This window comes from Janthinobacterium sp. KBS0711, assembly GCF_000988085.1.
Classification (GTDB): domain Bacteria; phylum Pseudomonadota; class Gammaproteobacteria; order Burkholderiales; family Burkholderiaceae_D; genus Janthinobacterium; species Janthinobacterium lividum_E.
On record NZ_LBCO01000020.1, the window covers coordinates 139,461 to 166,273 of the forward strand.

Annotated in this window: 25 protein-coding genes; 10 read left to right on the forward strand and 15 right to left on the reverse strand. The window is 64.5% G+C overall.

Annotation, left to right across the window (positions count from 1 at the left end; genetic code table 11):
* Positions 1-27 precede the first annotated feature (27 nt).
* The 8 genes from VM94_RS11970 to VM94_RS12005 form a co-directional block, all read right to left on the reverse strand.
* Positions 28-729 carry an ABC transporter ATP-binding protein gene (locus VM94_RS11970; protein ID WP_046683692.1) on the reverse strand — a complete coding sequence of 234 codons (702 nt, stop codon included), beginning with the start codon at positions 727-729 and terminating at the stop codon, positions 28-30.
* The gene (locus tag VM94_RS11975; RefSeq protein ID WP_046683693.1) at positions 722-1,435 is read right to left on the reverse strand and encodes an ABC transporter ATP-binding protein; all 714 of its coding nucleotides are present in this window, start codon (positions 1,433-1,435) and stop codon (positions 722-724) included. The genes VM94_RS11970 and VM94_RS11975 overlap by 8 nt, the downstream gene beginning before the upstream one ends.
* Positions 1,428-2,402 carry a branched-chain amino acid ABC transporter permease gene (locus tag VM94_RS11980; RefSeq protein ID WP_046683694.1) on the reverse strand — a complete coding sequence of 325 codons (975 nt, stop codon included), beginning with the start codon at positions 2,400-2,402 and terminating at the stop codon, positions 1,428-1,430. Before VM94_RS11980 ends, VM94_RS11975 begins: the two co-directional genes overlap by 8 nt.
* Entirely contained in the window at positions 2,399-3,271 is an 873-nt protein-coding gene (locus VM94_RS11985; protein ID WP_046683695.1) for a branched-chain amino acid ABC transporter permease, read from the reverse strand. Before VM94_RS11985 ends, VM94_RS11980 begins: the two co-directional genes overlap by 4 nt.
* A gap of 106 nt (positions 3,272-3,377) precedes the next feature.
* Entirely contained in the window at positions 3,378-4,544 is a 1,167-nt protein-coding gene (locus tag VM94_RS11990; protein WP_046683696.1) for an ABC transporter substrate-binding protein, read from the reverse strand.
* 60 nt (positions 4,545-4,604) lie between these two features.
* Positions 4,605-6,143 carry a class I adenylate-forming enzyme family protein gene (locus VM94_RS11995; protein ID WP_046683697.1) on the reverse strand — a complete coding sequence of 513 codons (1,539 nt, stop codon included), beginning with the start codon at positions 6,141-6,143 and terminating at the stop codon, positions 4,605-4,607.
* 11 nt (positions 6,144-6,154) lie between these two features.
* The gene (locus tag VM94_RS12000) at positions 6,155-7,309 is read right to left on the reverse strand and encodes an acyl-CoA dehydrogenase family protein (RefSeq protein ID WP_046683698.1); all 1,155 of its coding nucleotides are present in this window, start codon (positions 7,307-7,309) and stop codon (positions 6,155-6,157) included.
* Between the two features lie 51 nt (positions 7,310-7,360).
* Positions 7,361-8,185: an IclR family transcriptional regulator gene (locus VM94_RS12005; RefSeq protein ID WP_046683699.1), complete on the reverse strand. Its 825-nt coding sequence runs from the start codon at positions 8,183-8,185 to the stop codon at positions 7,361-7,363.
* A gap of 266 nt (positions 8,186-8,451) precedes the next feature.
* Here VM94_RS12005 and VM94_RS12010 point away from each other — a divergent pair, with 266 nt between their 5' ends.
* Both VM94_RS12010 and VM94_RS12015 read left to right on the forward strand, forming a co-directional pair.
* Positions 8,452-10,431: a TonB-dependent receptor plug domain-containing protein gene (locus VM94_RS12010; RefSeq protein ID WP_200899217.1), complete on the forward strand. Its 1,980-nt coding sequence runs from the start codon at positions 8,452-8,454 to the stop codon at positions 10,429-10,431.
* Between the two features lie 30 nt (positions 10,432-10,461).
* Positions 10,462-11,001 (forward strand): molybdopterin-dependent oxidoreductase, encoded by a 540-nt coding sequence (locus tag VM94_RS12015; RefSeq protein ID WP_052755733.1) that lies wholly within the window; start codon positions 10,462-10,464, stop codon positions 10,999-11,001.
* Positions 11,002-11,043: 42 nt separating this feature from the next.
* Here the strand turns inward: VM94_RS12015 and VM94_RS12020 are convergent, their stop codons facing one another.
* Genes VM94_RS12020 through VM94_RS12030 form a run of 3 tightly spaced genes read right to left on the reverse strand, consistent with a single transcriptional unit; the run spans position 11,044 to position 13,917 of the window.
* Positions 11,044-11,973 (reverse strand): alpha/beta hydrolase, encoded by a 930-nt coding sequence (locus VM94_RS12020; protein WP_046683700.1) that lies wholly within the window; start codon positions 11,971-11,973, stop codon positions 11,044-11,046.
* Entirely contained in the window at positions 11,970-12,842 is an 873-nt protein-coding gene (locus VM94_RS12025) for an alpha/beta fold hydrolase (protein ID WP_046683701.1), read from the reverse strand. Before VM94_RS12025 ends, VM94_RS12020 begins: the two co-directional genes overlap by 4 nt.
* A 13-nt stretch (positions 12,843-12,855) precedes the next feature.
* Entirely contained in the window at positions 12,856-13,917 is a 1,062-nt protein-coding gene (locus VM94_RS12030; protein WP_046683702.1) for a sugar phosphate isomerase/epimerase family protein, read from the reverse strand.
* A gap of 140 nt (positions 13,918-14,057) precedes the next feature.
* On the opposite strand from VM94_RS12030, the gene VM94_RS12035 reads away from it, so the two are divergent.
* Entirely contained in the window at positions 14,058-14,693 is a 636-nt protein-coding gene (locus VM94_RS12035) for a TetR/AcrR family transcriptional regulator (protein ID WP_046683795.1), read from the forward strand.
* Here the strand turns inward: VM94_RS12035 and VM94_RS12040 are convergent.
* Positions 14,683-15,054, reverse strand: a complete 372-nt coding sequence (locus tag VM94_RS12040) for a flagellar basal body protein (RefSeq protein WP_046683703.1) — start codon at positions 15,052-15,054, stop codon at positions 14,683-14,685. The genes VM94_RS12035 and VM94_RS12040 overlap by 11 nt on opposite strands.
* Before the next feature lie 212 nt (positions 15,055-15,266).
* Here VM94_RS12040 and VM94_RS12045 point away from each other — a divergent pair, with 212 nt between their 5' ends.
* From VM94_RS12045 to VM94_RS27245, 5 genes are all read left to right on the forward strand, one after another.
* Positions 15,267-16,409, forward strand: a complete 1,143-nt coding sequence (locus VM94_RS12045; protein WP_235432900.1) for a dienelactone hydrolase family protein — start codon at positions 15,267-15,269, stop codon at positions 16,407-16,409.
* A gap of 111 nt (positions 16,410-16,520) precedes the next feature.
* The gene (locus VM94_RS12050) at positions 16,521-18,005 is read left to right on the forward strand and encodes an NYN domain-containing protein (protein ID WP_046683704.1); all 1,485 of its coding nucleotides are present in this window, start codon (positions 16,521-16,523) and stop codon (positions 18,003-18,005) included.
* A gap of 101 nt (positions 18,006-18,106) precedes the next feature.
* On the forward strand, positions 18,107-18,724 hold the full coding sequence (trhA, locus tag VM94_RS12055; RefSeq protein ID WP_046683705.1) for a PAQR family membrane homeostasis protein TrhA: 618 nt from the start codon (positions 18,107-18,109) through the stop codon (positions 18,722-18,724).
* Positions 18,725-18,804: 80 nt separating this feature from the next.
* Positions 18,805-19,686 carry a LysR family transcriptional regulator gene (locus VM94_RS12060; protein WP_046683706.1) on the forward strand — a complete coding sequence of 294 codons (882 nt, stop codon included), beginning with the start codon at positions 18,805-18,807 and terminating at the stop codon, positions 19,684-19,686.
* Positions 19,687-19,704: 18 nt separating this feature from the next.
* Positions 19,705-20,844 (forward strand): MORN repeat-containing protein, encoded by a 1,140-nt coding sequence (locus VM94_RS27245; protein WP_082127684.1) that lies wholly within the window; start codon positions 19,705-19,707, stop codon positions 20,842-20,844.
* Positions 20,845-20,856: 12 nt separating this feature from the next.
* Here the strand turns inward: VM94_RS27245 and VM94_RS12070 are convergent, their stop codons facing one another.
* Both VM94_RS12070 and VM94_RS12075 read right to left on the reverse strand, forming a co-directional pair.
* Positions 20,857-23,733, reverse strand: a complete 2,877-nt coding sequence (locus VM94_RS12070; RefSeq protein ID WP_046683707.1) for a bifunctional diguanylate cyclase/phosphodiesterase — start codon at positions 23,731-23,733, stop codon at positions 20,857-20,859.
* A 154-nt stretch (positions 23,734-23,887) separates the two neighbouring features.
* Positions 23,888-24,664 (reverse strand): transferase spermidine synthase, encoded by a 777-nt coding sequence (locus VM94_RS12075; RefSeq protein WP_046683708.1) that lies wholly within the window; start codon positions 24,662-24,664, stop codon positions 23,888-23,890.
* Between the two features lie 177 nt (positions 24,665-24,841).
* Between VM94_RS12075 and VM94_RS12080 the strand changes: the two genes are divergently transcribed.
* Together VM94_RS12080 and VM94_RS12085 are read left to right on the forward strand one after the other, a co-directional pair.
* Entirely contained in the window at positions 24,842-25,117 is a 276-nt protein-coding gene (locus VM94_RS12080) for a hypothetical protein (RefSeq protein WP_034757372.1), read from the forward strand.
* Between the two features lie 37 nt (positions 25,118-25,154).
* Positions 25,155-26,306 (forward strand): GGDEF domain-containing protein, encoded by a 1,152-nt coding sequence (locus VM94_RS12085; RefSeq protein WP_046683709.1) that lies wholly within the window; start codon positions 25,155-25,157, stop codon positions 26,304-26,306.
* 6 nt (positions 26,307-26,312) lie between these two features.
* On the opposite strand, the gene VM94_RS12090 is transcribed toward VM94_RS12085, so the two are convergent.
* On the reverse strand, positions 26,313-26,657 hold the full coding sequence (locus VM94_RS12090) for a hypothetical protein (protein WP_046683710.1): 345 nt from the start codon (positions 26,655-26,657) through the stop codon (positions 26,313-26,315).
* Between the last annotated feature and the right edge of the window lie 156 nt (positions 26,658-26,813).

Here is a 26,813-nt window from a genome sequence, read left to right on the forward strand (position 1 = left end):
CGTGCAGCTGATTCCGGCTGATATCGCTCAGCGCGCAAAATACAGTTCGTGCAGGTGCTCGAGGTCGACGTCAAGCGCCGCCTGCGACAGCGCCACCTTGCCGCTTTGCATCAGGTAGACGTGATCGGCCACGCCCACGGCCCGCGCCGTGTTCTGTTCCACCAGGATGATGGTGCGCTTGCCGTCGTTCAGGCGCGCGAGGATCTCGAACAGCTCGTTGACCACCAGCGGGGCCAGGCCCAGCGACGGTTCGTCGATGATCAGCAGCGACGGGTCCGACATCAAGCCCCGCGCCATCGCCAGCATCTGCGCCTCGCCGCCGGAGAGTGACCCGGCCAGCTGCTTGCGGCGTTCGTGCAGGCGCGGGAACATGGCGTAGGCTTCGGCCAGGCGCGCCGGCATGTGGCTGCGGTGCTCCTTCGGAAACGCGCCCATGATCAGGTTTTCTTCCACGCTCATGTCGCGGAACGTCATGCGTCCTTCCGGAATCATCGTCACGCGCGCATCGCTCATCTTCCACGTCGGCGTGCCGTTGATGGCCACGCCGTCGAGCGCGATGCTGCCCGCGCCGACCGGCAGCAGTCCCATGATGGCGCGCAGCAGGGTGGTCTTGCCGGCGCCGTTCGGGCCGATGATGGTGGTCAGCTTGCCCTTCTGGATAGCCAGCGACACATCCCACAGCACATTGATGGCGCCATAGCCGGCGCGCAGATTCTCTATCTTAAGCATGGGCGGCTCCCGTATAACTTTCGATGACGGCCGGATCGCGGAACACGGCATCGGGCGTGCCGTCGGCGATCAGCTGGCCAAAATTGAGCACGGCCACGCGCTGGCACAGATTGCTGATGGTCTCGATATCGTGCTCGATCATGACGATGCCCACGCCAAAGGCGGCGTGCAAGTCCTTCAGCATGCCCATGAAGCGGCGCTTGCCGTTCGTTTCCAGGCCCGCCAGCACTTCGTCAAGCAGCAGCAGCTTCGGATTGGTGGCCAGCGCCTTGGCCACTTCCAGCGCTTTCAATTCCGTCAGCGCCAGTTCGCTGGCCGCGTCGCGCCCGGCCTTGTCGGCCAGGCTCGTGAAATCGAGGATTTCATCGATCTTGCGCTGGTCCACCTTGCCCGTGCCGAAGCGCTGCGCCACGATCAGGTTTTCACGCACCGTCAATTCATGCATCGGTTGCGGAATCTGGAAAGTGCGGCCCAGCCCCAGGCGCGCGCGCTGGTACATGGGCGTGGCCATGATGTCGCGCCCCTCGAAGCGGATGCCGCCGCTGGTGGGACGCACCAGGCCGGAAATAGCATTGAATAGCGTCGTCTTGCCGGCGCCGTTGGCGCCCACGAGGCCGATCACGTCGTGGCTGCCCACGTTCAAGGTGACGGAATCGACGGCCGTCAGGCCGCCGAAGCGCACGGATACATTATCGAGTTCAAGCATGTTGTTTCTCCTTCGCTTTGAACGCGTTTTTCAGCCATTTCTGCAGCAGCGGCAGCAAGCCGTTCGGACTGAAGACGATCATCGCCACCAGCAGCACGCCCAGCACCAGCTGGTGGCCCGTGGGGATCAGCGACTTGAAGATCAGCTGGTCGACCAGGTAGACCACCACGGCGCCCAGCACGGGGCCAAGTATCGTGCGGTAGCCGCCGAAGATGGCCGCCACGATCGGCAAGGTCACCCACAGGCTGTTGAAGGCGTAGTCCGGTTCCAGGAAGTTGATGTAGTGGGCGTTGAAGGCGCCGAACAGGCCCGCCACGAAGGCCGACACGAGCAGCATGGCGCCTTTCAGCAAGGTGCTGTTGACGCCGACGACGCGCGTGGCGTCTTCGCTGTCGTGCATGGCGCGCAAGGCGATGCCGTAATGGCTGGCGCGGATGCGGCTGTAGGCAAAGGCGCATGCCACCACCAGGGTCAGCACGACCAGGTAGGCGCCCGTCTTGCTGGCCAGATCGAAGCCGAAGACGGTGGGCAAGGTGGGAATATTGTTGATGCCGCCGGCGCCGCCCGTGACGGAACTCCATTCCGTGGCCAGGATGCGGAAGATGTGGGCATAGGCGAGGATGGCCAGCGCAAAATACGGCCCGCGCAGGCGCAGCACGGGCAGCATGATGACGGCGGCGATGGCCGCGCCCGCGCCGCCCAGCAGCATGGCGGCAAACACGGGCAGGCCCAGTTTCACGGTGGCCAGCGCGGAGACATACGCGCCCACGCCGAAGAACGCCGCATGGCCGAAGCTGACCATGCCGCCCAGGTTCCCCAGCAGGGCCCAGGACATGGCCACGCCGCCGATGATCAGGGCCGCCACCACCATGCTCATCACATACTGGTTGGCGCCCAGGGCCAGCGGCACGGCGACGTAGGCGGCCAGCAGCAGGCCCGCCGTGGAAATCAGTGTCGAGCGCTTCATCCGCGCCTCCGTTGTGCGCCGAACAAGCCGTTCGGCATGATGAACAGCACCAGCAGGAACAGCACCATGCCGGACAATTCCTGCAGCGCGGAGCTGGCCAGGGTGACGGTCAAGGCTTCGGCCACGCCCAGCAGCACGGCGGCCAGCAGCACGCCGGGAATCGAACCGATGCCGGCCAATACCGTGATGATGAAGGCTTTTACCGTCAGCGCGCCGCCGTAGGCGGGCTGGATCACGCCATAGCTGAACAGGGCGACACCGGCGAAGGCGGCCAGGATGCCGGCGACCAGAAAGGACACCAGTTCCGTGCGGCCCGGGTCGATGCCCATCAGCTTGGCCGCGTCGCGGTTGCTGGAGACGGCGCGCACGGCGCGGCCATACCAGCTGGTCGACAGCCAGCGCCACAGGGCCGCCATCAGCACCAGGCTGACGCAAAAGAAAATCACTTCGCTGCGCATGCTGAAAAACGGGCCGATTTCAAAACCTTCCTGCAGCCAGCTCGACGACGTCGAGCGGATATCCGCCTTCCATACGAGCAGGATGAAATTGGTGAGGATCACGCCGATGCCGTAGGTGAGGATCAGCGAATTGATTTCGCGGTCTTTCTTGATGCGGCTGACGATCAGGTACACGCCCACGGATGTCAGGCTGACGATCACCAGCGCGATGGGAATGGCGAACATGGGGCCGAGTCCAAGCCCGGATTCCACGCTGTAGGCGATGTAGGCGGCCAGCAGCACCAGTTCGCCGTGTGCCAGGTTGATCACTTTCATGGTGCCGAAGACCAGCGCCAGTCCCAGTGCGATCAGGGCGTAGGAGCCGCCCTGCAGCAAACCCGAATACAGGGCTTGCAAGATTAATTCTGTCATGTCGTCATCCCGTCAGGCAGTCCTGGCGCAGTAGCTACACTGCGCAGGACTGCCGTTCATCGGTGCGCGCCCGGCAGGCGCGCGCGTGTGCAGCGGGAGGCTGCTGTTACCAGGGCAGGGCGGGATAGGCCAGCTTGCCCGTCGCGTGTTCCTTCGGCCAGACGATGACCACTTTCTTGTCCTGGTGCTGCGCCATGCGGTGCACGAAATTCTGGTTGTCGCCGTTGGCGGCAAACTGCACCCGGCCGATCAAGGTTTCGCGGTCCGTCTTGCGCATTTCCTCGGCCACGCCGCCTTTCTTGAGCGTGCCCTTGTCGGCCGCGCGCGCGATCGCTTCGAACAGCAGCATCGATTGCACATAGCCGAACTGGCCCAGGTAGTCCGGCTCCTTCTTGTACAGCTGCTTGTAGGCGTCGCTGAAGGCCTTGCCGTCGGCTGTCTTGAATTCCGTCGGGAAGGGCAGCAGGGCCGTGCCGAACACGTTCGGCATCAGGTCGGGGAAGTCGGCCGCCATCTTCGGCGTGGCCAGCGACCACACGCCCACCATGGCCTTGATCTTCGGTTTCAGCACGCGTGCGGCGCGGATGATGCCCACGTAATCGTTTTCGTAGCCGACCATGGCCACGACTTCCGATTTATCCTGCAGCTTGATCTTGTTGATGATGGGCTTGAAGTCGGTAATGGCCGGATCGAACGAGTGCGTCGTCACCTTCACGCCCTTGGCGGCCAGGGCTTTTTCCACGTCTTTTGCCAGGCCCGTGGTGGCGTCCTTGGTCGAATACACGATGGAGACGGACTTGGTGCCCACGTCCTGCAGCAGTCCCAGCATGGCTTTTTCGTAGCCGGCCGTGTTATTGATGCGGAAAAAATTCTTGCGCCCGCTGCTCACCAGGCTGTCGTCCACGCCGCCCGAGGTGATGTAGACGAGGCCCAGTTTATTCGCCGTGTCCGAGGCGGGCGAGATATTGTTCGAACCATAGCCACCCGTGATGGCCACCACGCCCTGGCTGGCCAGCTTTTCCACGGCGGCGATGGCCTTGGCGGGCGCCGATTCGTCGTCGACGGTGATGATCTTGATCGTGTGCTTGCCGTTGGTCTTGTTGAATACTTCGGCCGCGACCATGATCCCTTCCTGCATGCCGGCGCCGACGCGCGCCAGGTTGCCCGTCAGCGGGATTTCCGCGCCGACCAGGAATTCGTCGGCGCTGGCTTGTGTCATCCAGGCGCTGGCAACCAGCGCTGCCATGGCGATGCGTGTGTAGGTGCGTTTCATCGTGTCTCCTCCGGTGATGTGGCTTGGTTTTATTGTCGTGTCTGGTACTGCATGGTCAACTTATCGTGCATTCTGCGCCATTTGCCGCAGCTGCCCCTTTAAAATCTTGCCCGTGGCGGCCGCCGGCAGCGCTTCCATGACGATGATGGCGGACGGGCACTTGTACGGCGACAGGGTCTGCGCCAGCCAGGCCTGCAATTCTGCCACGCTGGCGGGCTGGCGCGGGTCCAGTTCCACGTAGGCGATGACGTCCTCGTTGCCATCGTCCAGGGAGCGTCCCACCACGGCCGACTGCACCACGGAAGCGTGGGCGTTCAGGGCCGTTTCCACTTCCAGCGGATACACATTGAAGCCGGAGCGGATGATCAGTTCCTTGGTACGGCCCACGATGAACAGCGCGCCGTCAGGGTCCTGGCGCGCCATGTCGCCCGTGTTGAGCCAGCCGCCGTCGCGCATGGTGGCAGCCGTCATGGCCGGCTCGCGGTAATAGCCGGCCATGATGTTCGGCCCGCGTATCCACAGTTCTCCTGGCTCGCCTGGCGCCACATCCGTGCCGGCGACGTCCACCACGCGCACTTCCACGCCCGGGATCGGCGTGCCGACGGAATCGTCGAGGCGCGGCGTTTCCAGGCGCGTCTGGCTGATGGTTGGCGCGCTTTCCGTCATGCCGTAGCCATTGTGCAGCGCGGTGCCCAGCAGTTTTTCCACCTCGTGCTTGAGCGATGGCGCCAGCGGCGAGCCGCCCGCGTATGCAAAGCGCAGCCGCGTCGGCAGGGGAGTCTCCGCGCCGCCCAGGGTTTGCAGCAGCTTGGCGTACATGGCGGGCACGCCCTGCACGATAGTCAACTCATCGTCTTTCAATGCGGCCAGCAGGCCATCGACGGAAAAGCGCGGCACCAGATATAAAGCGGCGCCCGCATACAGGGTGCCCAGGGCCACCGAGGCCAGGCCGTACACGTGCGAAATCGGCAGCACGCCGTAGGCGCGGTCGGTGCGCGTCAATCCCCGCAAGGTGCTGGAGACGGCGGCGATGAACAGCAGGTTGCGGTGCGTGAGCATCACGCCTTTCGACTGCCCCGTCGTGCCCGTCGTGTAGATCAGCGCGGCCACCTGCTCGTTGCCGGGGACCGTGTCTTCCGCGATGGCTGTCTCGTTCAATTCGCCCGCCAGCAGCTGTCCCATGCCATCGACGGTGACAGCGCTGGCGCCGCGTCGCGTCGCATGGGCGGCCGCTTCCGGCGAGGCGCCGGCCAGGAACAGCACGCGCCGCGCGGAACTGTGCGTGGCGATGGTGTCGATCTCGCGCGCCGACAGCCGCGCATTGACGTTGACGATCCATGCATCGATGCTGGCGGCCGCGAAAATCAGCGCCACCTGCAGCGCGCCATTTTCTCCCACCACCATCAGGCGGTCGCCGGCGCGCACATCGAGCTGGCGCAGCAGCTGAGCGGCGTTTTCCACACTGTGCTGCAGCTGCGCGTAAGTCCAGTGGCGGCCCCCTTCATGCAGCGCCGGCGCATCGGGCGCGCGCGCGGCCCAGTAGGCGGGGATGGCCGACAGGCGCGCCGGCAGGCCGGCCAGCAGGGAAGGGATGTCCATCGCGGCCTCCTTCACTTTTGCGCTGCCTTGATCATGTTGCGGGCGATGACGATCTGCTGGATCTGCGTCGTACCCTCATAAATGCGGAACAGGCGCACGTCGCGGTAGAAGCGTTCGGCCGCGTATTCGCTGATGTATCCCGCGCCGCCGTGGATCTGCACGGAGCGGTCGGCCACGCGGCCGCACATTTCGGAAGCGAACAGCTTGCAGCACGATGCTTCCGTCGAAATATCTTCCTTGTTGTCGCGCCGGCGCGCCGCGTCGAGCACCATGCTGCGCGCCGCATAGATTTCCGCCTTGCTGTCGGCCAGCATGGCCTGGATCAGCTGGAATTCCGCGATGGGCTGGCCGAACTGCTGGCGCTCCATGGCGTAGGCGAGGGCGTCGGCCAGCATGCGTTCGGCCGCGCCCACGCAGACGGCGGCGATGTGCAGGCGTCCCTTGTCGAGCACTTTCATGGCTGTCTTGAAGCCCACGCCTTCCTTGCCGCCGATGACGTTGGCGGCCGGCACCTTGCAATTTTCAAAGATGACGTCGCAGGTATGCGCGCCCTGCTGGCCCATTTTCTTGTCGATCTTGCCCAGCGAGAGGCCCGGCGTATCCTTTTCCACGATGAAGGCGGAAATGGCCGAGGCGCCCCGCTTGACGGGGTCCGTGCGGGCCATGACCGTAAAGATGCTCGCTTCGGGCGCGTTGGTGATATAGCGCTTGCTGCCGTTAAGGATATAGAAGTCGCCGTCGCGCACTGCCGTCGTGCGCAGCGAGGCTGCATCCGACCCCGATCCCGCTTCCGTCAGGGCGAACGAGCCGATGATCTCGCCGGCCGCCAGCTTGGGCAGATAATATTGTTTCTGCGCTTCCGTGCCATCGATGACGATGCCTTGCGAGCCGATGCCGTTGTTGGTGCCGATCAGCGAACGGAAGGCGGGCGAGGTGCGGGCGATTTCAAAAGCGACCCGCACTTCCTCTTCCATGCTCAGTTCCAGGCCGCCGTAGGCTTCGGGAATGGACAGGCCGAACAGGCCCAGCTCGCGCATCTGCGCCACGATGGCGGGCGGTATCGTATCCGTTTCGGCCACCAGCGCCTCGTTCGGCACCAGCACTTCGCGCACGAAACGGGCGATGCTGTCGAGCAGGATGTTCAGGGTTTCTTCGTCGCGTATCATCGGTTTCCTCGGCGCTTTGATTTGAGCTGTCGTTGAGAGGGGGCGCGCAGTCTAACCGCGGCCCAGGTTTTTTTCCACTGTCTTGACGAGGGCCACCAGGCGCGGTCCCAGGTCGGATTCGAGTTTTTCGCGCGACAGCAAAAAGGCGGGGCCGCCGCAATTGAAGGCCATCACCTGTTCGCCGTCGGCGCCCAGCATGGGCACGCCCACGGCATGCACGTCGTTCTGCCACTCGCCGGCCGAGATGCAAAAACCCCGGTCCTGGTAATCCTTGAAGCCTTGTTCGATGCCGGCCTTGATGCGGGGCCAGCGTTCCGTCTCGTGCACCCTGGCGTGGTCCATCAGGTAGTCGCGTTCGGTCTGCGGCAGGATGCACAGCAGGGCCTTGCCCATGGCCGTCGTCATCAGGGGAATGCGCGAACCGACGTCGAGGCGCAGGGTGACATTGGCGCTGCTGCGGCACGTTTCCACGTAGACCATGCTGAGGCGGTCGCGCGTGCCCAGCGACACGGATGCCTGCGCATGCTCGGCCAGTTCCTCCATCAGCGGGCGGGCCATCTTGCGCACGTCGAGGTTCGACAGCATGCGGTAGCCGAGGGCCAGCACGCCGGCGCCCAGCTGGTACTTGCCCAGGCTGTCCAAATAATTGAGGTAGCCGAGTTTGGTGAGGGTGTAGGTGAGGCGGGAGATGGTCGGCTTCGGGATGCCCGTGCGCTTGGCCATGTCCGCGTTCGACAGATAGACTTCGCCGGGGCGGAAGCAACGGAGCACTTCCAGTCCGCGCGCCAGCGCGTTGACGAACTGGCGGTCCTTGCCTTCCTCGTCGTCGCTGAAGACGATCAGTTCCGGATCTGCTGCGGTCTGAATATTTGTCATATTTGCATTCATTTTCAGGCTCCCTGGAAATCAGTTTGCCTAGCCAAATTGTGCGTGTCAACCGTTTTGTGAAACATTCGTTCGCACAGCGAAATGCTGCGGTGCATGAAAAATACCTGGAAAATTGACCTGCGCAGCGGTTTTCGGCCTTGCTGCTTGAGCCTCGTTATATACGTCTGTATATTGCGCTGTTGATGACGGCCGCCGCAGAAGCGGCCGATTTTTTGCATCGCTATATAAAACGATATATAACGGAAGAGAACAAGATGACGATGGTGAAACAGGTAATGACGGGCGCCGTGCTGCTGGCGCTGGCGCAGCAGGCCGCCGGCATGGAAGACGTCGATGCGACGGCGCCGTTCGTGCTGGGCACGGTGACGGTGGTCGGCCAGCGCGAGCAGGCTGGCGCAATGGAACAGCAAGTGGGGACGCAAGTGAGCCGCGCCCAGATGCGCCGCTTCAACCGAGACAACGTGGGCGACGCCTTGAATCTGCTGTCCGGCGTGTCCCTGTCGACGAATGCGCGCAATGAAAAAACCATCGCCATCCGCGGCTTCGATGCGCGCCAGGTGCCGCTGTATATCGACGGCATACCCGTCTACGTGCCGTATGACGGCTATGTCGATTTCAATCGCTTCACGACTGGCGACCTGGCCGCCATCCAGGTGGCGAAAGGCTACAGTTCCGTGGCGTATGGCGCCAATACCCTGGGCGGCGCCATCAACCTGGTGTCGCGCAAGCCGACAGTGTTGACGGAAGGCGATGTCTCCGTGGGCTTCGGCTCGGGCAGCGAGCGCCAGGTGTCGGCCAATGTGGGCACGAACCAGGGCCTGTGGTATCTGCAGGCCGGCGTGTCCTGGATCGATAGCGACAGCTTTCCCCTGTCGTCCGACTTCCGCCCCACGGCCACGGAAGATGGCGGCATGCGTAACAACTCATATCGCAAGGATCACAAGCTGTCGTTCAAGGTGGGTTACACGCCCGCAGGCGGCGATGAATACGCTCTTAGTTACTACAAGCAGCATGGCGAAAAGGGCCAGCCGCCATCGACGAATCCCGCAGGCGCGCGCTACTGGCAATGGCCGTATTGGAACAAGGAAAGCGTGTATTTTGGTTCGCAGACGCGCCTGGGCGAGGCCGAGCGTTTGAAACTGCGCCTGTACCACGACAGCTACGACAATGAAATCGTCTCGTACACGAACGGCAGCTACACGGTCTTGAAGACCAGCGGCCAGGGCAGCGTCAGCGGCGGGCGCAGCATCTACAACGACCGCACGAATGGCGGCGCCGTGGAACTCGAATCATTTCGCCTGGCCGCGCACAGCCTGCGTTTTGTGGCCAGCTACAAGGCCGACGAGCACCAGGAACGCGATGGCAAGGGCGTGCGCACCACCTGGTACAAGGATGCCCTGTGGACCCTGGGCGCGGAAGACAGCATCGTCCTGAGTGGAGCGACGCAGCTGTCGCTGGGCGCCTCGCGCAATGCCCTGCGCCCGGACACGGTTGACAGCGCCGGCAACGCCTATACCTTGCCGGGCAATCAGTCGGCCACCGACCTGCAGGCTGGCCTGTTCCACAGGATGGCGCCAGCGTCGCGCGTGTACGCCACCGTGGCGCGCAAGTCGCGCCTGCCGACGCTGAAGGACCGCTACTCACAGCGCCTGGGCACATATATTGAAAACCCGAACCTGCGCGCCGAGGAGGCGCTCAATTATGAAGTGGGATATCAAGGAAACGCGCAGGGCGCCAGCCTGGAAGCGGCGCTGTTTTACAGCGACGTGAAGGACAAGATCCAGAGCGTGGCGAATGTCTCCGGCGTGCGCGCGCAGATGCGCAACGCGGGCAGGGCGCACATCAGCGGCGTGGAACTGGGCTTGCGCGGACGCGCCGGCGCCCGGCTCGATTTCGGCGGCAACTATACGTACACGGACATGAAAAATGTCAGCGACCGCGCCATGCGCTTGACGGATGTGCCGCGCCACAAGCTGACGGCGCACGCCGTGCTGCACGCGGCGCGCCAGGTCGACGTGGTGGCCATCGCGGAAGCGAACAGCGGGCGCTGGGTCTCGAACACGCTGGAACTTGGCGGCTTTGCGACGCTGAACCTGAAGGCCGTGTACCGCCCCTTGCCGGCCGTGACCCTGGAAGCGGGCGTGAGCAACCTGGCTGACCGCAACTACGCGCTGGCCGACGGTTTTCCCGGCGCGGGCCGCACGTGGCTGGCCAATGCGCAGTATCAGTTCTGATTTTTTGATCGTTCCATGAAAGGATTTAATATGTTCAAGAAGATTTTCGTCGCCTGCACCGTGGCTACGCTGCTGGCGGCACCTTCCGCGTGGGCTGGCGCTCCGCCGCCGGCGCGCGACAACATGAGCCACTCACTTGCCGTGACGGGCATGGTGGAAACGTCATTGACCCTGACGGTGGCCGACTTGCGCAAGCTGCCGCCGGCGCATGGCGGCGCGCTTGCCGTGACGCGCCACAATGGCGACAAGGCCGAGAGCATCACCAGTTACAAGGGCGTGCGCCTGCGCGATATCCTCGACCAGGCAGTGCTGGACGCGCCGGGCCACAACGACGTCAAGAAGATCGCCATCATCGCCACCGCCACCGATGGCTACGCGGTGGTGTTTTCCTGGGGCGAGCTGTATAACGCGCCGGCAGGCGAGGGCGTGATCGTCTACTACGAAAAAAACGGCAAGGCGCTCGACGAGAACGATGGCGCGATCGGCCTGATCTCGGCCAAGGATATCCGCACGGGGCCGCGCCATGTGAAGTGGCTGAACGCCATCGAGGTGCGCAAGCTGGTGGAATAACAAGATCCGCCGCCGTGGAGCCATCCCCGGCGGCGGATCTTCTTACATGGCCAGTGCTTTTTTCATCGCCAGTCCCGCCACGTCAAACAATCCCCGCGCCGCTGGCGTCAAGCCCGCCATGTGCATGGACGCGTGGATCATGCCTTCCAGTTGCACGCAATCGGCCGCCACACCGCCGTCGCGCAGCCGCCGCGCATACGCCACGCCTTCGTCATGCAGCGGGTCGTATTCGCACACCAGCACCGTTGCCGGCGGCAAGTCCTTGAACGAAGCGGCCCGCAATGGCGCCGCGTACGGATGCGCGCCGTCGGCCGGTTCGTTCAGGTAGGCCGACCAGCAAAAGCGCATGGCTTCACGGGTCAATGAAAAGCCTTCCGCATGGCGCTGGTAGGACGGCGTGTCGAAGGTGAAATCGAGGGCCGGATACAGCAGCAGCTGGTGCGCCAGCGCGGGGCCGGCCTGGTCGCGCGCCATCAGGGCTGCCGCTGCGGCCAGGTTGCCGCCCGCGCTGTCGCCGCCCACGGCCAGCCGCCGTGCATCGATGCCCAGCGCCGTCGCATGCTCGGCGACCCAGCACAGTGCCCTGTAAAAGTCGTCGAGCGGCACGGGGAACTTGTGCTCGGGCGCCAGCCGGTAGTCGACGGAAAAGACCACGCAGCCGGTGGCGTTGGCCAGCGCGCGGCACGGATTGTCGTACAGGTCCAGCGAACACAGACACCATCCGCCTCCGTGCGCAAAGACGATGGCGGGCAAGGGCTGGCCCGTCTGCGCGCCGGCCGGCACATAGGCGCGCACGGCCAGTGCATGCTCGCCGGGCAGCACGTAATCCTTGATGGCCGCGACGTCTTCCAGTGGCCCGTGCAGCTGGCGCAAGCCCGTTTCCGTGGATGTGCGCAAGTGTGCCAGCGAGGCGGGAGGCGGCGCATCCCTTGTTTGTTCCAGCCAGGCGGCGATCAGCGGATCGAGGCTCATGCGTTGTTTCCTGACTTTTCTCCGGCCAGGAACGGCAGCAGATGGGCGATGAACGCTTCCGGCTGTTCTTCCATGATGAAGTGGCCGCACTCGGCGACGATGGCGCCTTGCAAATTGTCCGCCTTGCCCTGCATGGTCAGCAGGGGCGCGTCATTCGTCGCATGGTCGGCGCCGATGGCCAGCACGGGCATGGCCAGGCTGTTTTTCGCCCGCTGCAGGTTTTGCCGGATGGTTTCGGGGATGGCGCGGTAGTAGGCGAAACCGGCGCGCAGGGCGCCTGGCGTGGCGTACGCATCCGCATATACGTCGACGGCCACCTTGTCGCGGCGGTATGACCAGCGGTCGAAGATGAAGCGGATGTACTCGCGCTCCTTGCCCGCCGTGAGCATTTCTGGCAAGTCCAGCACCTGGTTGAACATGAAGTGCCACAGGAAGATGTTGTCCGACGGCGCGACAAAAATCGGCGGCGCCGGCGCCAGGCCGGGAATCACGGCTTCCGTCAGCGCCAGTTTCGTCACGGCCTGCGGAAAATCGCTGGCCAGCGCGTAGCCGACCCACATGCCGATGTCGTGGCCGACGACATCGTACTGCGCATGGCCCAGGGCCAGCATGGCGCGGTGCAGGGTAGTTGCCACGGCGCCCGTGTCGTAGCCGCCGGCCGGTCGGTCGGAGTGGCCGCTGCCGGGCGGGTCGACGGCGACGGCCTGGTAGCCATTCGCCGCCAGCGCCGCCATCACGTGGCGCCACGCATACCAGGTTTGCGGCCAGCCGGGGATCAGCAGCACGGGTTTGCCGTTGCCGGTACCCGCGATGACGCAATGCAGGCGCTGGCCGTCGATGCGCACGTAATCATGTGTAAATTCGTTCATGGTGTTTCCCTGATTAGTTGTGCTGGATGCCCAGCAATTGATGGATCTGCTCTGCGCTGACGGGAGCGCCGGCGAAGTCGTCGAAGATTTTGTCGGTCACGGGAATGATGTGGGCATTGATGAAAGCCACGCCTTCGCGCGCACCCGTTTCCTGGTCTTTCAGGCAGCATTCCCATTCCAGCGTGGCCCAGCCCGCGTAGTCGTTCTGCGCCATCTTCGAGAAGATCGCCTTGAAGTCGACCTGGCCGTCGCCCAGCGAACGGAAACGCCCGGCGCGGTTTTCCCACGACTGGTAGCCGCCGTAGATGCCTTGCCGTCCTGTCGGATTGAACTCCGCATCCTTCACATGGAACATGCGGATGTGGTCCTTGTAGATGTCGATGAATTCCAGGTAGTTCAGCTGCTGCAGCACGAAGTGGCTGGGGTCGAACAGCATCTTGCAGCGCGGGTGGCGACCCACGCGCTCATAAAACATCTCGAAGCTGATGCCGTCATGCAGGTCTTCGCTGGGGTGGATTTCGTAGCACAGGTTGACGCCCTGTTCCTCGCACACGTCGAGGATGGGCAGCCAGCGGCGCGCCAGTTCGTCGAAGGCCGTCTCGATCAGGCCGGGCGGGCGCTGCGGGAACGGGAATAAATATGGCCAGGCGAACGAGCCGGAAAACGTGCCCATGTCGGTGAGGCCCAGGCGTTTCGAGGCCATGGCCGCCAGCTTGACTTGCTCGATGGCCCACGCCGTGCGCGCTTCCGGCTGGCCGTGCAGGTGTGCCGGCGCGAAGCTGTCGCACAGCGCGTCGTAGGCCGGGTGCACGGCCACCAGCTGGCCGAGGATGTGCGTCGTCAGTTCGCTGATGACGAGGCCATGGCCCGCCAGCATGGCGACCAGGTCGTCGCAGTATTGCTGGCTGTGCGCGGCCTGCGCCACGTCGAACAGGCGCGCATCCCAGGCGGGAATCTGCAGGGCCTTGAAGCCCATGCCGGCCGCCCACTCGGCGATGGCGGGCAGGGTGTTGAAGGGCGCGGTGTCGGCGGCGAATTGGGCCAGGTGCAGGCTCGGTCCTTGGATGGTTTTCATATCGGCTCCTATTGTTTGTCGATCGACAAAGAATAGGCGAAATTTTCTGTTCGGTCAAGGCGGTCATGCAAAATAATTGGCGAACGCGCCGTCGACGCCAGGCGTTATACTGGCCGCCAGTTTGCAAGCAGAGGATGAAAATGGCAGGAAGACCGAGGGAATTTGACCGCGCGCTGGCGCTGGCAAAAGCGCGCGACGCATTCTGGACGCGCGGCTACGAGGGCGTATCGATGGCCGACCTGGTGGCGGCGCTGGGCATCGCCTCGGCGCGCATCTACGCGGCGTTCGGCTCGAAGGAGCAGCTGTTCCGCGAAGCCGTGGAATTGTATGAAACGGGCGAAGGCGCGTTTGCCGTGCATGCGCTGGCGGCCAGCCTGAATGTGCGCGACGCCGTGGCGCGCATGCTGGAAGAAGCCGTGCTGCTGTACACGCGCAGCGGCCAGCCGCAAGGCTGCATGGTGGTCACGGCCGCCACGAACACGAGCGCGGAAAACGCGGGTATCGCCGACTGGCTGGCGCAGCACCGCCGCGCGCGCACGCAAGCCGTCATCGAGCGCCTGCGCGCGGCGCAGCTGGCGGGAGAATTAAAAGGAGAGGCGGACGTGCAGGCGCTGGGCGATTACTATGCGGCCTTGCTGCATGGCCTGTCGGTGCAGGCGCGCGACGGCATTCCGGCCGAACGGCTGCTGGCGCTGATCACGCCGGCGCTGGCGCCTCTGGTGCTGGAAATGAAAAACCAGGCTATCTTGCCGATAGTCGCTGCGGTCAGGTCTTGACGTCGATCAGGCTGCCCAGGGCCTGGTCGGCTGCCTTCACGACATTCGCCGACAGGTTGAAACCGGCCTTGTAGACGAGGTTATCCGTCAGTTCGGACGCGAGGCCCACGCCGTTCGGACGGCTTTCCGCCGCCTTGGCCGCATTCGCATTGGCGCCGCTGACGCTTTCGCTGGCGGCCAGCTTGCGCCCTTCGATGGACAGGGTGACGCCCGTGCCGGCCGGGCTGCTTTCCTGGAACTGGGCTTGCTGCGGCTGGAAGCCCGGCGTATTCGCATTGGCGATATTGTTGGCGGCCACATCCAGCGCACGCTGGTTGGCGGTCAGCCCCGAGGTACCGGTGGTGAGGGCGGATATGGACATGGCAACTCCTTCAGTAGGCGCTCAGTTTACTCCTGTCAGCGGAAAAAGTGGTTGGTGCAAGGCAACATTTTTTCCGCAAGTGGTTGCCGCAAAAAATATGTGCGTCACGTAATTTTTTTATATTGTCCTGTGGCATTTCACTGTCTAGACTGGCAGGGAAGTCATCCACGGAGTCCGCCATTTTTCACCTGCTTCGCCCTATTTCCCTGGGTTTGCTGCTCAGTCTGCCTTGCCTGCCCCTGAAAGCCCAGCTTGCCCACTCGCCGTTGCCGCTCGATGCGCGCCTGAACGAGCAAGTCATCATGGTGCCGGCCGGCGACGGCTTGCGCGAGGCGCTGGAAACGACGGTGTTCCGCCCCGCCGGCCCCGGCCCGTTCCCCCTGCTGCTGATGAATCACGGCAAGCAGGCCGGCCCGGCCCGGCTGCAGCAGCGCGAGCGCTTTATCTATATGGCCACCGAATTCGTGCGCCGCGGCTATGCGGTGATGCTGCCCATGCGCGCCGGCTTTGCCCGTTCCACGGGCGCCTACCGCGATTTCGGCTGCGACATGCTGGGCAACGCCCAGGGCCAGGCGCGCGACATGCTGGCCGCGCTCGCGTATGCGCGCCGCCAGAGCTGGGTCGACCCGCAGCGCATCGTCGTCGCGGGGCAGTCGTATGGCGGCCTCGCGGCGCTGGCGCTGGCCACCCGGGTGGTGCCCGGCGTACGGGGCGTGCTCAATTTTTCCGGCGGCTTGCGCGTCGACATGCCCGGCTGCGACTGGCAAGGGGCGCTGGCCAAGACCTTCGCCACCCTGGGCGCGTACAACCACATTCCCAGCCTGTGGCTGTATGGCGCCAACGATTCCTATTTCGGACCGGCCCTGGCGCAGCGTTTGTTTCGCTCGTTTACGGGCTCCGGCGGCCAGGCGCAACTGGTCGCCTATGGCCCGTTCAAGCGCGACGCCCACCTGACCCTGGGCAGCCGCGATGGGGTGACCGTGTGGCTGCCCGCCACCGAACGCTTCCTCCAGAAGATCGGCATGCCGGTGCGCCAGGTCTACCGCGTGGCCGATGCGCCGTCGCCGCCCGCCACGCATTTCGCGCCGCAGGACGATATCGCCGCCGTGCCCTACCTGGAAGAGCAGGGCCGCGCGGCCTATCGCGTCTTTCTGGAGAAAACCGCGCCGCGCGCCTTCGCCCTGTCGGCCAGCGGCGCCTGGGGCTGGGCCGAGGAGGGCGAAAGCCCCGAAGTGCGTGCGCTCGCTTCGTGCCAGCGGCGCAGCAGCCTGCCGTGCCAGCTGTATTCGGTCGATGAAAGCGTTGTCTGGCCCGTCGCCGGCGCCAGCGTGAGCGCCGCCGGCGGCGCGCAATAGGCCCCCGCGCACGATAGTTGTCGCCGAAACGGGGGATGGGCGAATATACTAGGCGAAAAGGGAGGCCTTCCGCTTCCCGTCCGCCCTTATCATCAGCGAGAATTCACCCTTATGGCGTCATCCCCAGAAAACCTCAGCATGGCCGTGTTTTGCGACTTCGAGAACGTCGCGCTCGGCGTGCGAGATGCAAACTACGAAAAATTCGATATCAAGCCCATCCTCGAACGCTTGCTGCTCAAGGGCAGCATCGTTGTCAAGAAGGCATATTGCGACTGGGACCGTTATAAAAGTTTCAAGGGCACCATGCACGAAGCGAATTTCGAGCTGATCGAAATTCCCCACGTGCGCCAGTCCGGCAAGAATTCGGCCGACATCCGCCTCGTGGTCGATGCGCTGGACCTGTGCTACACCAAGGCCCACGTCAACACCTTCGTCATCATCAGCGGCGATTCCGACTTTTCGCCCCTCGTGTCGAAACTGCGCGAAAACGCCAAGCAGGTAATCGGCGTGGGCGTCAAGCAGTCGACTTCCGACCTGCTGGTGGCCAACTGCGACGAATTCATTTTCTACGATGACCTCGTGCGCGAGAGCCGCCGCACGGCAGCCAAGCGCGACTCGCGCGAAACTCCGGCGGCCAAGCGTTCGCCCGACGAAGAAGTGCGCCGCAAGGAAAAATACGAGTCGCGCAAGACGGAAGCGATCGAGATGGCCGTTGCCACCTTCGACGCGCTGGTCTCGGAGCGCGGCGACAGCGGCAAGATCTGGGCCTCGATGCTGAAAGAAGCGATCAAGCGCCGCAAGCCGGACTTCAGCGAGTCGTATTACGGTTTCCGCACCTTCGGCAATCTGCTGGAAGAAGCGCAGACGCGCGGCTTGCTGGAATTTGGCCGCGATGAAAAATCCGGCGCCTATGTCTACCGCAGCAGCGGCCTGGTGCCTGTCGCCGCGCCCGTGAACGGCGAAGTCGCCAGCGAAGCCATCGTCACCGGCGAGTCCGGCGTGGCGGCGGAAGAGGGCAATCAGCGCGAAGGCGGCAGCCGCCGCGATTCGCGCCGCAATGGCCGTGGCGGCCGCAAGCAGAACGAGCAGCGCCGCGGCGAGTCCGCGCCACAGGCCTTCGTGCCGGTGGCCGACGCCGAAACCGCTGTCGTCGAGCAGTATGCGCCGGCGCCGCAACCGGAAGTGCAGCACGAGGTAGCAGAAGCCGCCGCCGAGGTGGTGGCCGAAGAAGGCAACGCCAAGCGCGGTTCGCGCCGCAATGGTCGCGGCGGCCGCAAGAATGGCGATGGCGCCCGCGAAGCGCGCGCCGAAGTCGACATGGCGCCGGTGGTGGAAGCCATGCCTGAGCCGGTAGTTGAAGCGATCGTGGAAGCCGTCGCCGAAGCCAAGCCGAAGGCCAAACCGCGCACGCCGGCCCGCAAGGCGGCAGCGGCGAAGAAGCCGGCCAAGAAGGCCGCCGATGTCGTGGTGGAAGCTGCACCTGTGATTGAGTCTGCGCCGGTGGAAATCGCGCCTGTAGCGGAAGACAAGCCGGCCAAGGCACCGCGCAAGACGCCGGTGCGCCGTCCGGCCCGCAAGAAGACGGAAGCGGCTTGATTGACGCCCCCAACGCAAGGGCTGGGGTCGGACGGGGACGCCGAGTCCCGGCGGGTCTGACCCCGGCATTTTGCTGCGTCGCTGTACGCCCGGCTTAAGCCATGTACCACGGCGAACGCTTCAACAGCATCTCCCATACGGTGGGCGCCGCGCTGGCGGCCATCGGCGGCGTCATCCTGATCGTCGTGGCGGCCCGCACGGGCGACGCCTGGAAAATCGTCAGCTGCAGCGTGTATGCGGCCATGCTGCTGACCTTGTATCTGACTTCCACCCTGTACCACAGCGTGCGCGGCAAGGCCAAAGCGGTGCTGCAGCGGCTCGACCACTGCGCCATCTACCTGCTCATTGCGGGCACCTACACGCCATTCATGCTGGTGACCCTGCGCGGGCCGTGGGGCTGGTCGCTGTTCGGCGTCGTCTGGGGCCTGGCCCTGCTTGGCATCGTGCAGGAATATGTGTACGCGAAAGGCGCGCGCATCCTGTCGCTGGTGATTTACGTGGCCATGGGCTGGCTGATCGTCATCGGCATCAAGCCGCTGCTGGCGGCGCTCGAGTGGAACGGTTTCCTGTGGCTGGTGGCAGGCGGGCTGTGCTACACGGGCGGCATCGCTTTCTATGCCACCGACCACAAGCTGCGCCATGGCCACGGCATCTGGCACCTGTTCGTGCTGGCCGGCAGTAGCTGCCATTTTGTCGCCATTTTGTTCTACGTTGCCTGACGTTGTTGCTTGCCCTCACTGTTGCCATGATTCCATTATAATGGCGCGATATGTGAAGCGCAGGCAATAATAAGGCAACAATGGATATCAATTCGGACGACCTGAAAATCTTCGTCACCGTCATCGACAGCGGCACCCTGAGCGCGGCCGCCGTGCACCTGGGGCAAACCACGTCCGGCGTCAGCCGGGCCCTGTCGCGGCTGGAAGACAAGCTGGCCACCTCGCTGCTGACGCGCACGACGCGCCGCATGGAGCTGACGGAAGAAGGGCAGCTGTTCCTGGACAAGGCGCGCGCCATTCTCGCCTCGATGGAAGACGTGGAAGAGTCGATCCGCATCCGCCGCCAGAAGCCGGCCGGGCGCCTGTCCGTCGACGCCGCCTCGCCCTTCATGCTCCATAGCGTGGTGCCGCACGTGGCCGAATTTCGCGCCATGTATCCGGACATCCGCCTGGAATTGACCAGCAACGACCAGATCGCCGACTTGCTCGAACACCGCACCGATATCGCCATCCGCATCGGCGCCCTGGTCGACTCGACCCTGCATGCGCGCGCCCTGACTTCCAGCCCGCTGCACGTGCTGGCCACGCCCGCCTATCTGGCGCGCCACGGCGAACCGGCCACGCCGGAAGCGCTGTCCGGCCACGCGCTGCTGGGCTTTGCCCAGTACGACCTGGGCAACAACTGGCCGCTGCGCCATGAAGCGGGCAACAGCCTGCAGATCGTGCCCGCGCTGGCGGCCTCCAGCGGCGAAACCCTGCGCCAGCTGGCCCTGCACGACCAGGGCATCGTCTGCCTGTCCGACTTCATGACGAAGGACGACATCGCCGCCGGCCGCCTGGTGAAAGTGCTGCAGCCGTTCTATACGGGCTACCGCCAGCAGATCCACGCCGTCTACTACCGCAACACGCAGCTGGCGCAGCGCATCAGCTGCTTCCTGGAATTCCTGCAAAAAAAGCTGTAGGGCTGGACGCGAAGGAGCATGGCAGTGCGCCGCGTGAGAATGCGCGTATTTTTCATCAACTCGGGCATGTTAGTCTGTGGCAATCAAAAACATTGCAAGGATGATATGAAAAAACCGCTTTCCCTGATCGTCTTGCTGTGCGCGTCCAGCGCCGGTGCCGCCGACCTTATCTATGCAGGCAAGGCAGACTGCCGCGTTGCCGGGCACGCACGGGTGGCAGGGCATGTGGCGTACTGGAATGGCGCCTGCAAGGATGGCTATGCGAGCGGGCCCGGTGCTTTGCAGTGGAGCAAGGACGGCAAGGCAACGGAACGTTATGAGGGCGCGCTGAGCAAAGGCGTGCCGGAGGGCGCGGGCATTGCGCAGTGGGCCGACGGCAGCCTGCATGAAGGGAACTACCAGGACGGCGTGCTGCACGGTCCCGGCGTGGTGATCTTTAAAGATGGGGATAAGCTGGAAGCCAACTTCGAGCAGGGCAAGCCCGTCGGCAACGTCAAGGCCGTCTATGACGGCGGCGATCATTATGAGGGCGGCTGGCGCCATGGCCCGGAAGGCAGTGGCACCATGACATTCGCGCTGGGCGGCGCTTATCGTGGCCCCTGGCACGAGGGCAAGCCGGTCGGCGACGGCGAGATACTGTATCCCAACGGGCAGGTGCTGAAGGCCCGCTTCAATGGCAGCTTCCAGTTGACGGCGCAGGCGGAAAAGCCCGAGGCGCCCACGCTGTACAGCCTCAAGGCGCAGGACGCGCCGATCGGCTCGAACATCCGTCCGGTCATGGGCTCGCGGTATGTGGTGCCGCCGGAAAAGTCCTATGCCGAGATGACGCCGGAGCAGCAATCGTTTGTCAAACGGTACTACAAGGTATTACAGGATGGCGATGTGCCACCCTATCCGGAGAAAGGCATGCTGGAGATCTCGCGTGCCATGGGCCGTCTGATTTCGTACAAGGAGGCCACGGGCAAATTGCGCGCCAATGTCAGCGTGGATGAACATGGCGTGGCGCAGAATGTGACCCTGCTGAAAAGTCCGGACAGCGAGTCGGGCAAGCTGGCGGCGTCCATGCTGATGCTGGTCAAATATACGCCGGGCCGTTGTGCGGGCCAGCCGTGCGCGATGATGGTGCCGTTCAGCTTCCTGCTGCGTTTTTCGAACTAGCGAGGCGGCCCGTCACTGCGTCGCGCAGAACTCGCCGCGCAGCAGTATTTCCACCTCATCCGCCGGAAGCGGATGGCTGAAGTAATAGCCCTGCGCCTCGTCGCAGCCATGGCGGCGCAGGTAATCGAGCTGCTCCGCCGTTTCCACGCCTTCGGCCACCACGCGCAGCTTCAGATTGTGCGCCAGGGCGATGATGGAGACGACGATGGCCGCGTCGTCCGCGTCGCGCGCCACGTCGCCGACGAAACTGCGGTCGATCTTCAGCACGTCGATGGGGAAGGTGCGCAGGTAGGCGAAGCTGGAATAGCCGGTGCCGAAGTCGTCGATCGACAGCTGCACCCCCAGCGCCTTCATGTCGTGCAGCTGGCTGACGGCCAGCGCCACGTCGTGCATGAACAGGCTTTCCGTCAGTTCCAGTTCCAGGCAGGCGGGCGGCAAGCCCGTTTCCCGCAGCACGTCGGCGATCGTGGCGACCAGGTTCGGCTCGTTGAACTGGCGCGCCGACAGGTTGACGGCCAGGCGCAAGGTGTCCAGACCCGCCGCATGCCAGCGTTTCACCTGCGCGCACGCTTCGCGCATGACCCAGGCGCCGATCGGCACGATCAGGCCCGTATCTTCCGCCAGCGCGATGAAGCGCTGCGGCGCCACCATGCCCAGTTCCGGGTGCTGCCAGCGCAGCAGCGCTTCCACGCCGACGATGCGCCCGCTGGCCAGGTCCACCTGCGGCTGGTAATGCAGCACGAACTGATCGCGCTCGAGCGCGTTGCGCAGCGCCGTCTCGATGCGCAGGCGCTCCAGGGTGGCCTGGTTCATGGCCGTGGTGTAGAACTTGATGTTGTTGCGGCCCTGTTTCTTGGCGCAGTACATGGCGATGTCGGCCTGCTCGATCAGGTTCTGCGTCTCGCCATTCAAGGTCACGTCGCCGGGGGCGTCGTAGCGCGACATGTCGTAGATCGCCACGCCGATGCTGCAGGTGACGAAGAATTCCTTGCCGTCCAATAGTACCGGCTGGGCCACGGCATCCATCACGCGCTGCACGATGGCGCCGCTGAGCACTTCGTCCACCTGTTCGCACAGGATGGCTACGAACTCGTCGCCCGACAGGCGCGCCACCGTATCGCTTTCGCGCAGGCTGGCCTGCAAGCGCGTGGCGATGGTTTTCAGCAGCAGGTCGCCGGCCTTGTGGCCGAGGCTGTCGTTGACGAACTTGAAGCGGTCAAGGTCGATCAACAGTACCCACAATGCGCGGTTCTTGCGGCGCGACAGGGCCATCGCCTGCGCCAGGCGGTCGCGCAGCAGGGCGCGGTTGGGTAAACCCGTCAGCACGTCGTGGTGGGCGATGTGCTGGATCTGCTGCTCGGCCAGCTTGCGTTCCGTGATTTCGGAACCCGTGCCCCGGTAGCCGCGAAATTCGCCGAGCTCGTTGAACAGCGGTTCGCCATTGATGCTGAACCAGCGAAGCTGGCCGTCGCGGTCGTGCATCGCATATTCGAGGTTGGAAAAGGGCAGGTGCGCTTCCAGGTTGGCGATATGCTGCTTGCCCCAGCGCGAATTGCGCATTTCCGCATTGTTGTCCCAGCGCGTCATGCCGATGAAGCGTTCCAGCGGCATGTTCGACTTGTCCGTGAAACCGCTGGTGATGTGGGTGAAGCAGAAGTTGGCGTCCTGTTCCCAGTACCAGTCCGATGACAGGGCCAGCAGGCGGCGGAAGCGCTTTTCGCTTTCCTGCAGGGCGCGCTCCGTGCGCTGGCGTGCCCGGACGTCGGCGCTGAGCAGCTCGTTGCTGCGCTTGAGGTCGGCCGTGCGCTGCTCCACCAGCAGCTGCACGCGGCGCGAGCGCTGCGTCAGCGATTGCACGAAGGCGGCCGTCAGCAAGCTGAACAGCAGGCCAGTGATCAGGGTAAACAAGGAGCCCAGATGGTCGGCCAGGAAGGGGCGCGGATGGGCGACCACGCGCACATGCCAGGGCCGGCCGGCGGAAGCAAAGGCCCGGTCATAATGGTTGTGGTAGGCAAAGTGCAGCCAGCGCGGCAAGGACTCCCAGGCGCCGGCTGGCTCGCTGGCAGGCGCCTGGCCATGCCGGAAGATCATCTGGCGCGGGTCGGCGCCGGCGTCCGCGTAGACGCTCAGTTCAAGCTGCGAATCGCCCAGCAAGTCGGCGCCGGCGAGGATTTTCTGCACCAGTTCCCCGGCGCGCACGATGACCGCCGTATCGCCGATCAGCGCCGCGCGCCGCTGCTGCACCGTCTGCAGGGGCACGCCGTGGCGGTACACGGGGCGCACGATGACGAATCCCTGCTGCGGTCCCTGCGCCAGGGCCAGCAGGCCGGTGGCGGTGGTCTGGCCGCTGACGATCGCCTGTTCCAGCGCGCGCGCCAGTACGCCGTTCGGGCTGACGTTCAGGCCGAAGGCGGGGCCGTTGCCCTGCAGGGGTTCGAGGTAGTCCACCACCAGGTAGCTGGCGCGCGTCGTGGCGGGCACGATGACGCCGTCGTGCATTTCCGTCATGGCGTAGTCGGGCACGATGCGCCGCAGTTCGGCCTCGAATGCGGCGCGCTGCGCATGCGGCACGATGCGGTGGAAATTGAAGGCCTGGATGAACGGGTGGCGCTGCAGCAGCGGCGTGGTGAAGTCGTGGAACTGTTCGCGCGTGACGGGCACGACGGCGGCAAACAGCTGGTTCGTCGTGGTCAGCACCTCGACCGCATCGTCGAGTCCCTGCTCGATGGCGGCCACCCTGGCGCCCGCGCGCTGCTGCAGGCTCAGGCTCATCTTGTCGTATTCGAGCTGGCTGATGGCGGCAAACAGCACGGCCGTCACGCTGACGCCGCAGGCAAAGGTCAGCGCGGCCGCGGCGGAAATCGACAATGGCAGGCGGCCACGCAGCATGGTTTTTCCTATCTCACTTCATGGACACTTGGGTTCCGCGGCGCCTGCCGGCCCCACGCAGGCCGTAGTTTGTCATAAACCACATCCATCATGCGGATTTTGCACCAAAACACTGCTAATAAGCAACAATATCTATGGCCGGGGAAGATGACTTTCAGTCGCTGCCCGCGCCCGAATGGCGGCGCAAACGCCACAACTGCCATGCCGGCAGCCAGCGGTTCAGGAACGCCAGGCCGGCCATCCGGCGCCAGCGCACCAGGCGCACCACGCGCACGGCGCGGCCGCCGGCGCCTTGGCTTTGCTCCGGCTTGGCGGCGAAGACGATGCGGTTGTTGCCGGCGATGCCGTCGAAGTGGCAGACGGCGCCGCGGAAGGTGAGCATCAGGCGCGCCAGCATGGCGGGGTAGTGCTCGTCATAACTGAACAGGTTGGCCACCAGCACGCCGCCGGGCAGCAGGGCGCGCAGGCAGTCCGCATAGAAGCGCGCGCTGCCGAGGGCGGGCGGCAATCCCGTTTCATCGTAGCCGTCGAGCAGCAGCACGTCGGCGCAGCCCGGATGCTGGCGGATATAGCTGACGGCGTCCGTCTCGATGATGCGCAGGCGCGCGTCGTCGGGCGGCAGCATGAACTGCTCGCGCAGGGCGATCACGTCGGCGCGCAATTCCAGCACCGTGATGCGCGTGTCGGGCAGGTGGCGGTGGCAGAATTTCAGCAGCGAACCGCCGCCCAGTCCCACCATCAGGATGTGCCGCGGGCGCGGCACGAACAGGGTAAAGCACATCATCGCGCGCGCATAGCGCAGCAGCAGGTGATCGGGGCGCGACAGCAGCATTTCGCTCTGGATCATGCCGGGCTGGAATTCCAGGCGGCGCCGGTCGCCACAGGTATGCACCTGCGGGGCAAGTGGGGTGGTGCTTCTGTTTTCCGGCATGGGACGACTTCGCTGAGTGGACTGGGGAGATGCTTTGTTGCATTCAGAGAAATCTGATAAGCTCCCGTGAGCATACCCGATTAATCCGCGCCGAGCATGCGTATATGTAGATGCGATATGTCGATGTATATGGCGCGCGGCGGCACGGCCGCGCAGTCGGGCACCATGGAGACAAGCATGTTTTTGGATCACCCCATCATTACGGCGACGAACAGTTTTACGGAGCCTGACCGCATCGAGCGGCTGACGCGCGTGTACGGCTACGCGGCGGCGCTGGCCGACCAGGCCGCCAATGTCGGATTCATTGAAAAAGTGGCGCAAATCCACGACCACAAGGGCACCCTCATCGTGTTCTGGCACGAGGCGCCCAGCGAAGTGGAAAAGCAATATTTCGTGCAGGCGTGGGCCAGCAAGATCGGCGACGGCAGCACCAATGTCGAACACGAAATCTGACCTGGCGCGCCGCGCCTGCGCATCGATAGCCTAGCCTATGGATATCAAGACCCTGGTACTGGCCCTGGCACTTGGCAACCTGAGCCTGTGCGCGGCCCTGTTCTTCTTCGAGTACGAGCGCAAGAAGTCGCTCAGCATGTCCACCTGGGCGATCGCCAAGCAATGCCAGGCCGTGGCCTGGTGCCTGCTGTATTTCCGCGGCGTGCTGCCCGATTTCCTCTCGATCCTGCTCGGCAACAGCCTGCTGTTTGCCGGCATGGCGCTCGATGCGGGCGCGTTGTGGCAGGCGGCCGGACGCAGCGGCTGGCGCCGCACCGTGCTGCCGGCGCTGGGCCTGTCGGTGGCGCTGTTTGCCGCTTGCTATCTGTTCGACGTGGCGCCGCTGCTGCGCAGCGCCGGCGGTTCGCTGATCGTGGCCGGTTTCTTCCTCTCCGGCGTGGCTGCGCTGTCCCTGAAATGGCGCGAGGCGAGCATGCTGCGCCGCTTCCTCGTCGTCAGCATGGGCCTGCTGTCCTTGCTGATCGCCGTGCGCGGCGTGCTGGCCGCCGCCGTCCCCGGTTTTGACGCGGAGCTGATGCAGCTGGCCGGCTTCGGCGCCCTGTACCTGATGATGCTGACGAACGCCTTCGGCTATCTGCTGCTGTCGCGTGAAAAACTGGGCGGCGAGCTGGCGCGCCTGGAAGTGCTCGACGCGGCCACCGGCGTGCCGAACCGGCGCGGCTTTTACCAGGCGCTGGCGCCATGGATGGCGCTGGCGCGCCGTCCCGGCTTGCCGACGGCGCTGGTGGTGCTCAATATCGACCACTTCAAACGAGTCAACGACAGCTATGGCCATCCTGTGGGCGATGCGGTGCTGAAAACCATCGTCGACACGTGCCGCCAGCAATTGCGCGACAGCGACCTGATGGGCCGCCTGGGCGGCGCCGAATTCGCCATCCAGCTGCCGCGCACGACACTGGCCGATGCGCTGATGGTGGCCGAGCGCATCCGCGCCGCCGTCGAAGCGCTGCCCGTCAAGACGGAACGGGCCGTGCTGCAGCTGACGGCCAGCCTGGGCGTGACCACCATCCGCGCCGAGGACAGCACGGTCAGCCTGTTCAAGCGGGCCGACGAGGCGCTGCAATCGGCCAAGCAGGCGGGCCGCAACCGCGTCGTCGAGGCGCAAGCTGCCAGCACCCTCGATATGTAAATCGGATTATTTCTTGTGCGAGCCCAGCCAGCTCGGTTCCTTGCCGCATTCCTTGGGCAGGAACAGGGCATCGAGGCCCGGATCGCAGCGCCGGTCGGGCGCCTTCATCGGTTCGACGGTGAGCCATTCGCTCTTGGGCAGGATCTTGTCTTCGCGTGGCGCCACGGGCGGCGCGGGCGGCAGGCTGTCTTGCCAGCGTGATTCCGGCTCTGCCGCAGGCGCGGCCGCAGTGGCCCAGTTCGCGTCAACTTGCGCGGCGTCCGCTGGCGGCGTGTCCGCGTGTGCGGCGGCGCACAGCAAGCTGCCCGCGAAGAAGAACGTGCGCATGGCCGTGCTGTTTATGAAAATCATGGTCTGTCCTTGGTCGGTGCCGGGAAGGCGGACCCTGCATTATGACGGCGGCAGCAAGCAAAAAGACAAGGAAATTGCAACGGCATGTTACCAAAGGGACTATAGTTACTGGTAGCAAGCAGGTGCGCTGCGGCAAGGTGATTGAAAAGTGATCCA

Bases quoted from the DNA above. Each gene is read 5' to 3' on its own strand.
- VM94_RS12070 (WP_046683707.1), bottom strand. From the start codon at position 23,733: ATGCTGCGTGGCCGCCTGCCATTGTCGATTTCCGCCGCGGCCGCGCTG.
- VM94_RS12040 (WP_046683703.1), bottom strand. From the start codon at position 15,054: ATGTCCATATCCGCCCTCACCACCGGTACCTCGGGGCTGACCGCCAAC.
- VM94_RS12080 (WP_034757372.1), top strand. From the start codon at position 24,842: ATGTTTTTGGATCACCCCATCATTACGGCGACGAACAGTTTTACGGAG.
- VM94_RS27245 (WP_082127684.1), top strand. From the start codon at position 19,705: ATGGCAGTGCGCCGCGTGAGAATGCGCGTATTTTTCATCAACTCGGGC.
- VM94_RS12030 (WP_046683702.1), bottom strand. From the start codon at position 13,917: ATGAAAACCATCCAAGGACCGAGCCTGCACCTGGCCCAATTCGCCGCC.
- VM94_RS11975 (WP_046683693.1), bottom strand. From the start codon at position 1,435: ATGCTTGAACTCGATAATGTATCCGTGCGCTTCGGCGGCCTGACGGCC.
- VM94_RS12015 (WP_052755733.1), top strand. From the start codon at position 10,462: ATGTTCAAGAAGATTTTCGTCGCCTGCACCGTGGCTACGCTGCTGGCG.
- VM94_RS11970 (WP_046683692.1), bottom strand. From the start codon at position 729: ATGCTTAAGATAGAGAATCTGCGCGCCGGCTATGGCGCCATCAATGTG.
- VM94_RS12050 (WP_046683704.1), top strand. From the start codon at position 16,521: ATGGCGTCATCCCCAGAAAACCTCAGCATGGCCGTGTTTTGCGACTTC.
- VM94_RS12005 (WP_046683699.1), bottom strand. From the start codon at position 8,185: ATGACAAATATTCAGACCGCAGCAGATCCGGAACTGATCGTCTTCAGC.
- VM94_RS12085 (WP_046683709.1), top strand. From the start codon at position 25,155: ATGGATATCAAGACCCTGGTACTGGCCCTGGCACTTGGCAACCTGAGC.
- VM94_RS12010 (WP_200899217.1), top strand. From the start codon at position 8,452: ATGACGATGGTGAAACAGGTAATGACGGGCGCCGTGCTGCTGGCGCTG.
- VM94_RS11990 (WP_046683696.1), bottom strand. From the start codon at position 4,544: ATGAAACGCACCTACACACGCATCGCCATGGCAGCGCTGGTTGCCAGC.
- trhA (WP_046683705.1), top strand. From the start codon at position 18,107: ATGTACCACGGCGAACGCTTCAACAGCATCTCCCATACGGTGGGCGCC.
- VM94_RS12020 (WP_046683700.1), bottom strand. From the start codon at position 11,973: ATGAGCCTCGATCCGCTGATCGCCGCCTGGCTGGAACAAACAAGGGAT.
- VM94_RS11985 (WP_046683695.1), bottom strand. From the start codon at position 3,271: ATGACAGAATTAATCTTGCAAGCCCTGTATTCGGGTTTGCTGCAGGGC.
- VM94_RS12025 (WP_046683701.1), bottom strand. From the start codon at position 12,842: ATGAACGAATTTACACATGATTACGTGCGCATCGACGGCCAGCGCCTG.
- VM94_RS12060 (WP_046683706.1), top strand. From the start codon at position 18,805: ATGGATATCAATTCGGACGACCTGAAAATCTTCGTCACCGTCATCGAC.
- VM94_RS12090 (WP_046683710.1), bottom strand. From the start codon at position 26,657: ATGATTTTCATAAACAGCACGGCCATGCGCACGTTCTTCTTCGCGGGC.
- VM94_RS11995 (WP_046683697.1), bottom strand. From the start codon at position 6,143: ATGGACATCCCTTCCCTGCTGGCCGGCCTGCCGGCGCGCCTGTCGGCC.
- VM94_RS12000 (WP_046683698.1), bottom strand. From the start codon at position 7,309: ATGATACGCGACGAAGAAACCCTGAACATCCTGCTCGACAGCATCGCC.
- VM94_RS12035 (WP_046683795.1), top strand. From the start codon at position 14,058: ATGGCAGGAAGACCGAGGGAATTTGACCGCGCGCTGGCGCTGGCAAAA.
- VM94_RS11980 (WP_046683694.1), bottom strand. From the start codon at position 2,402: ATGAAGCGCTCGACACTGATTTCCACGGCGGGCCTGCTGCTGGCCGCC.
- VM94_RS12075 (WP_046683708.1), bottom strand. From the start codon at position 24,664: ATGCCGGAAAACAGAAGCACCACCCCACTTGCCCCGCAGGTGCATACC.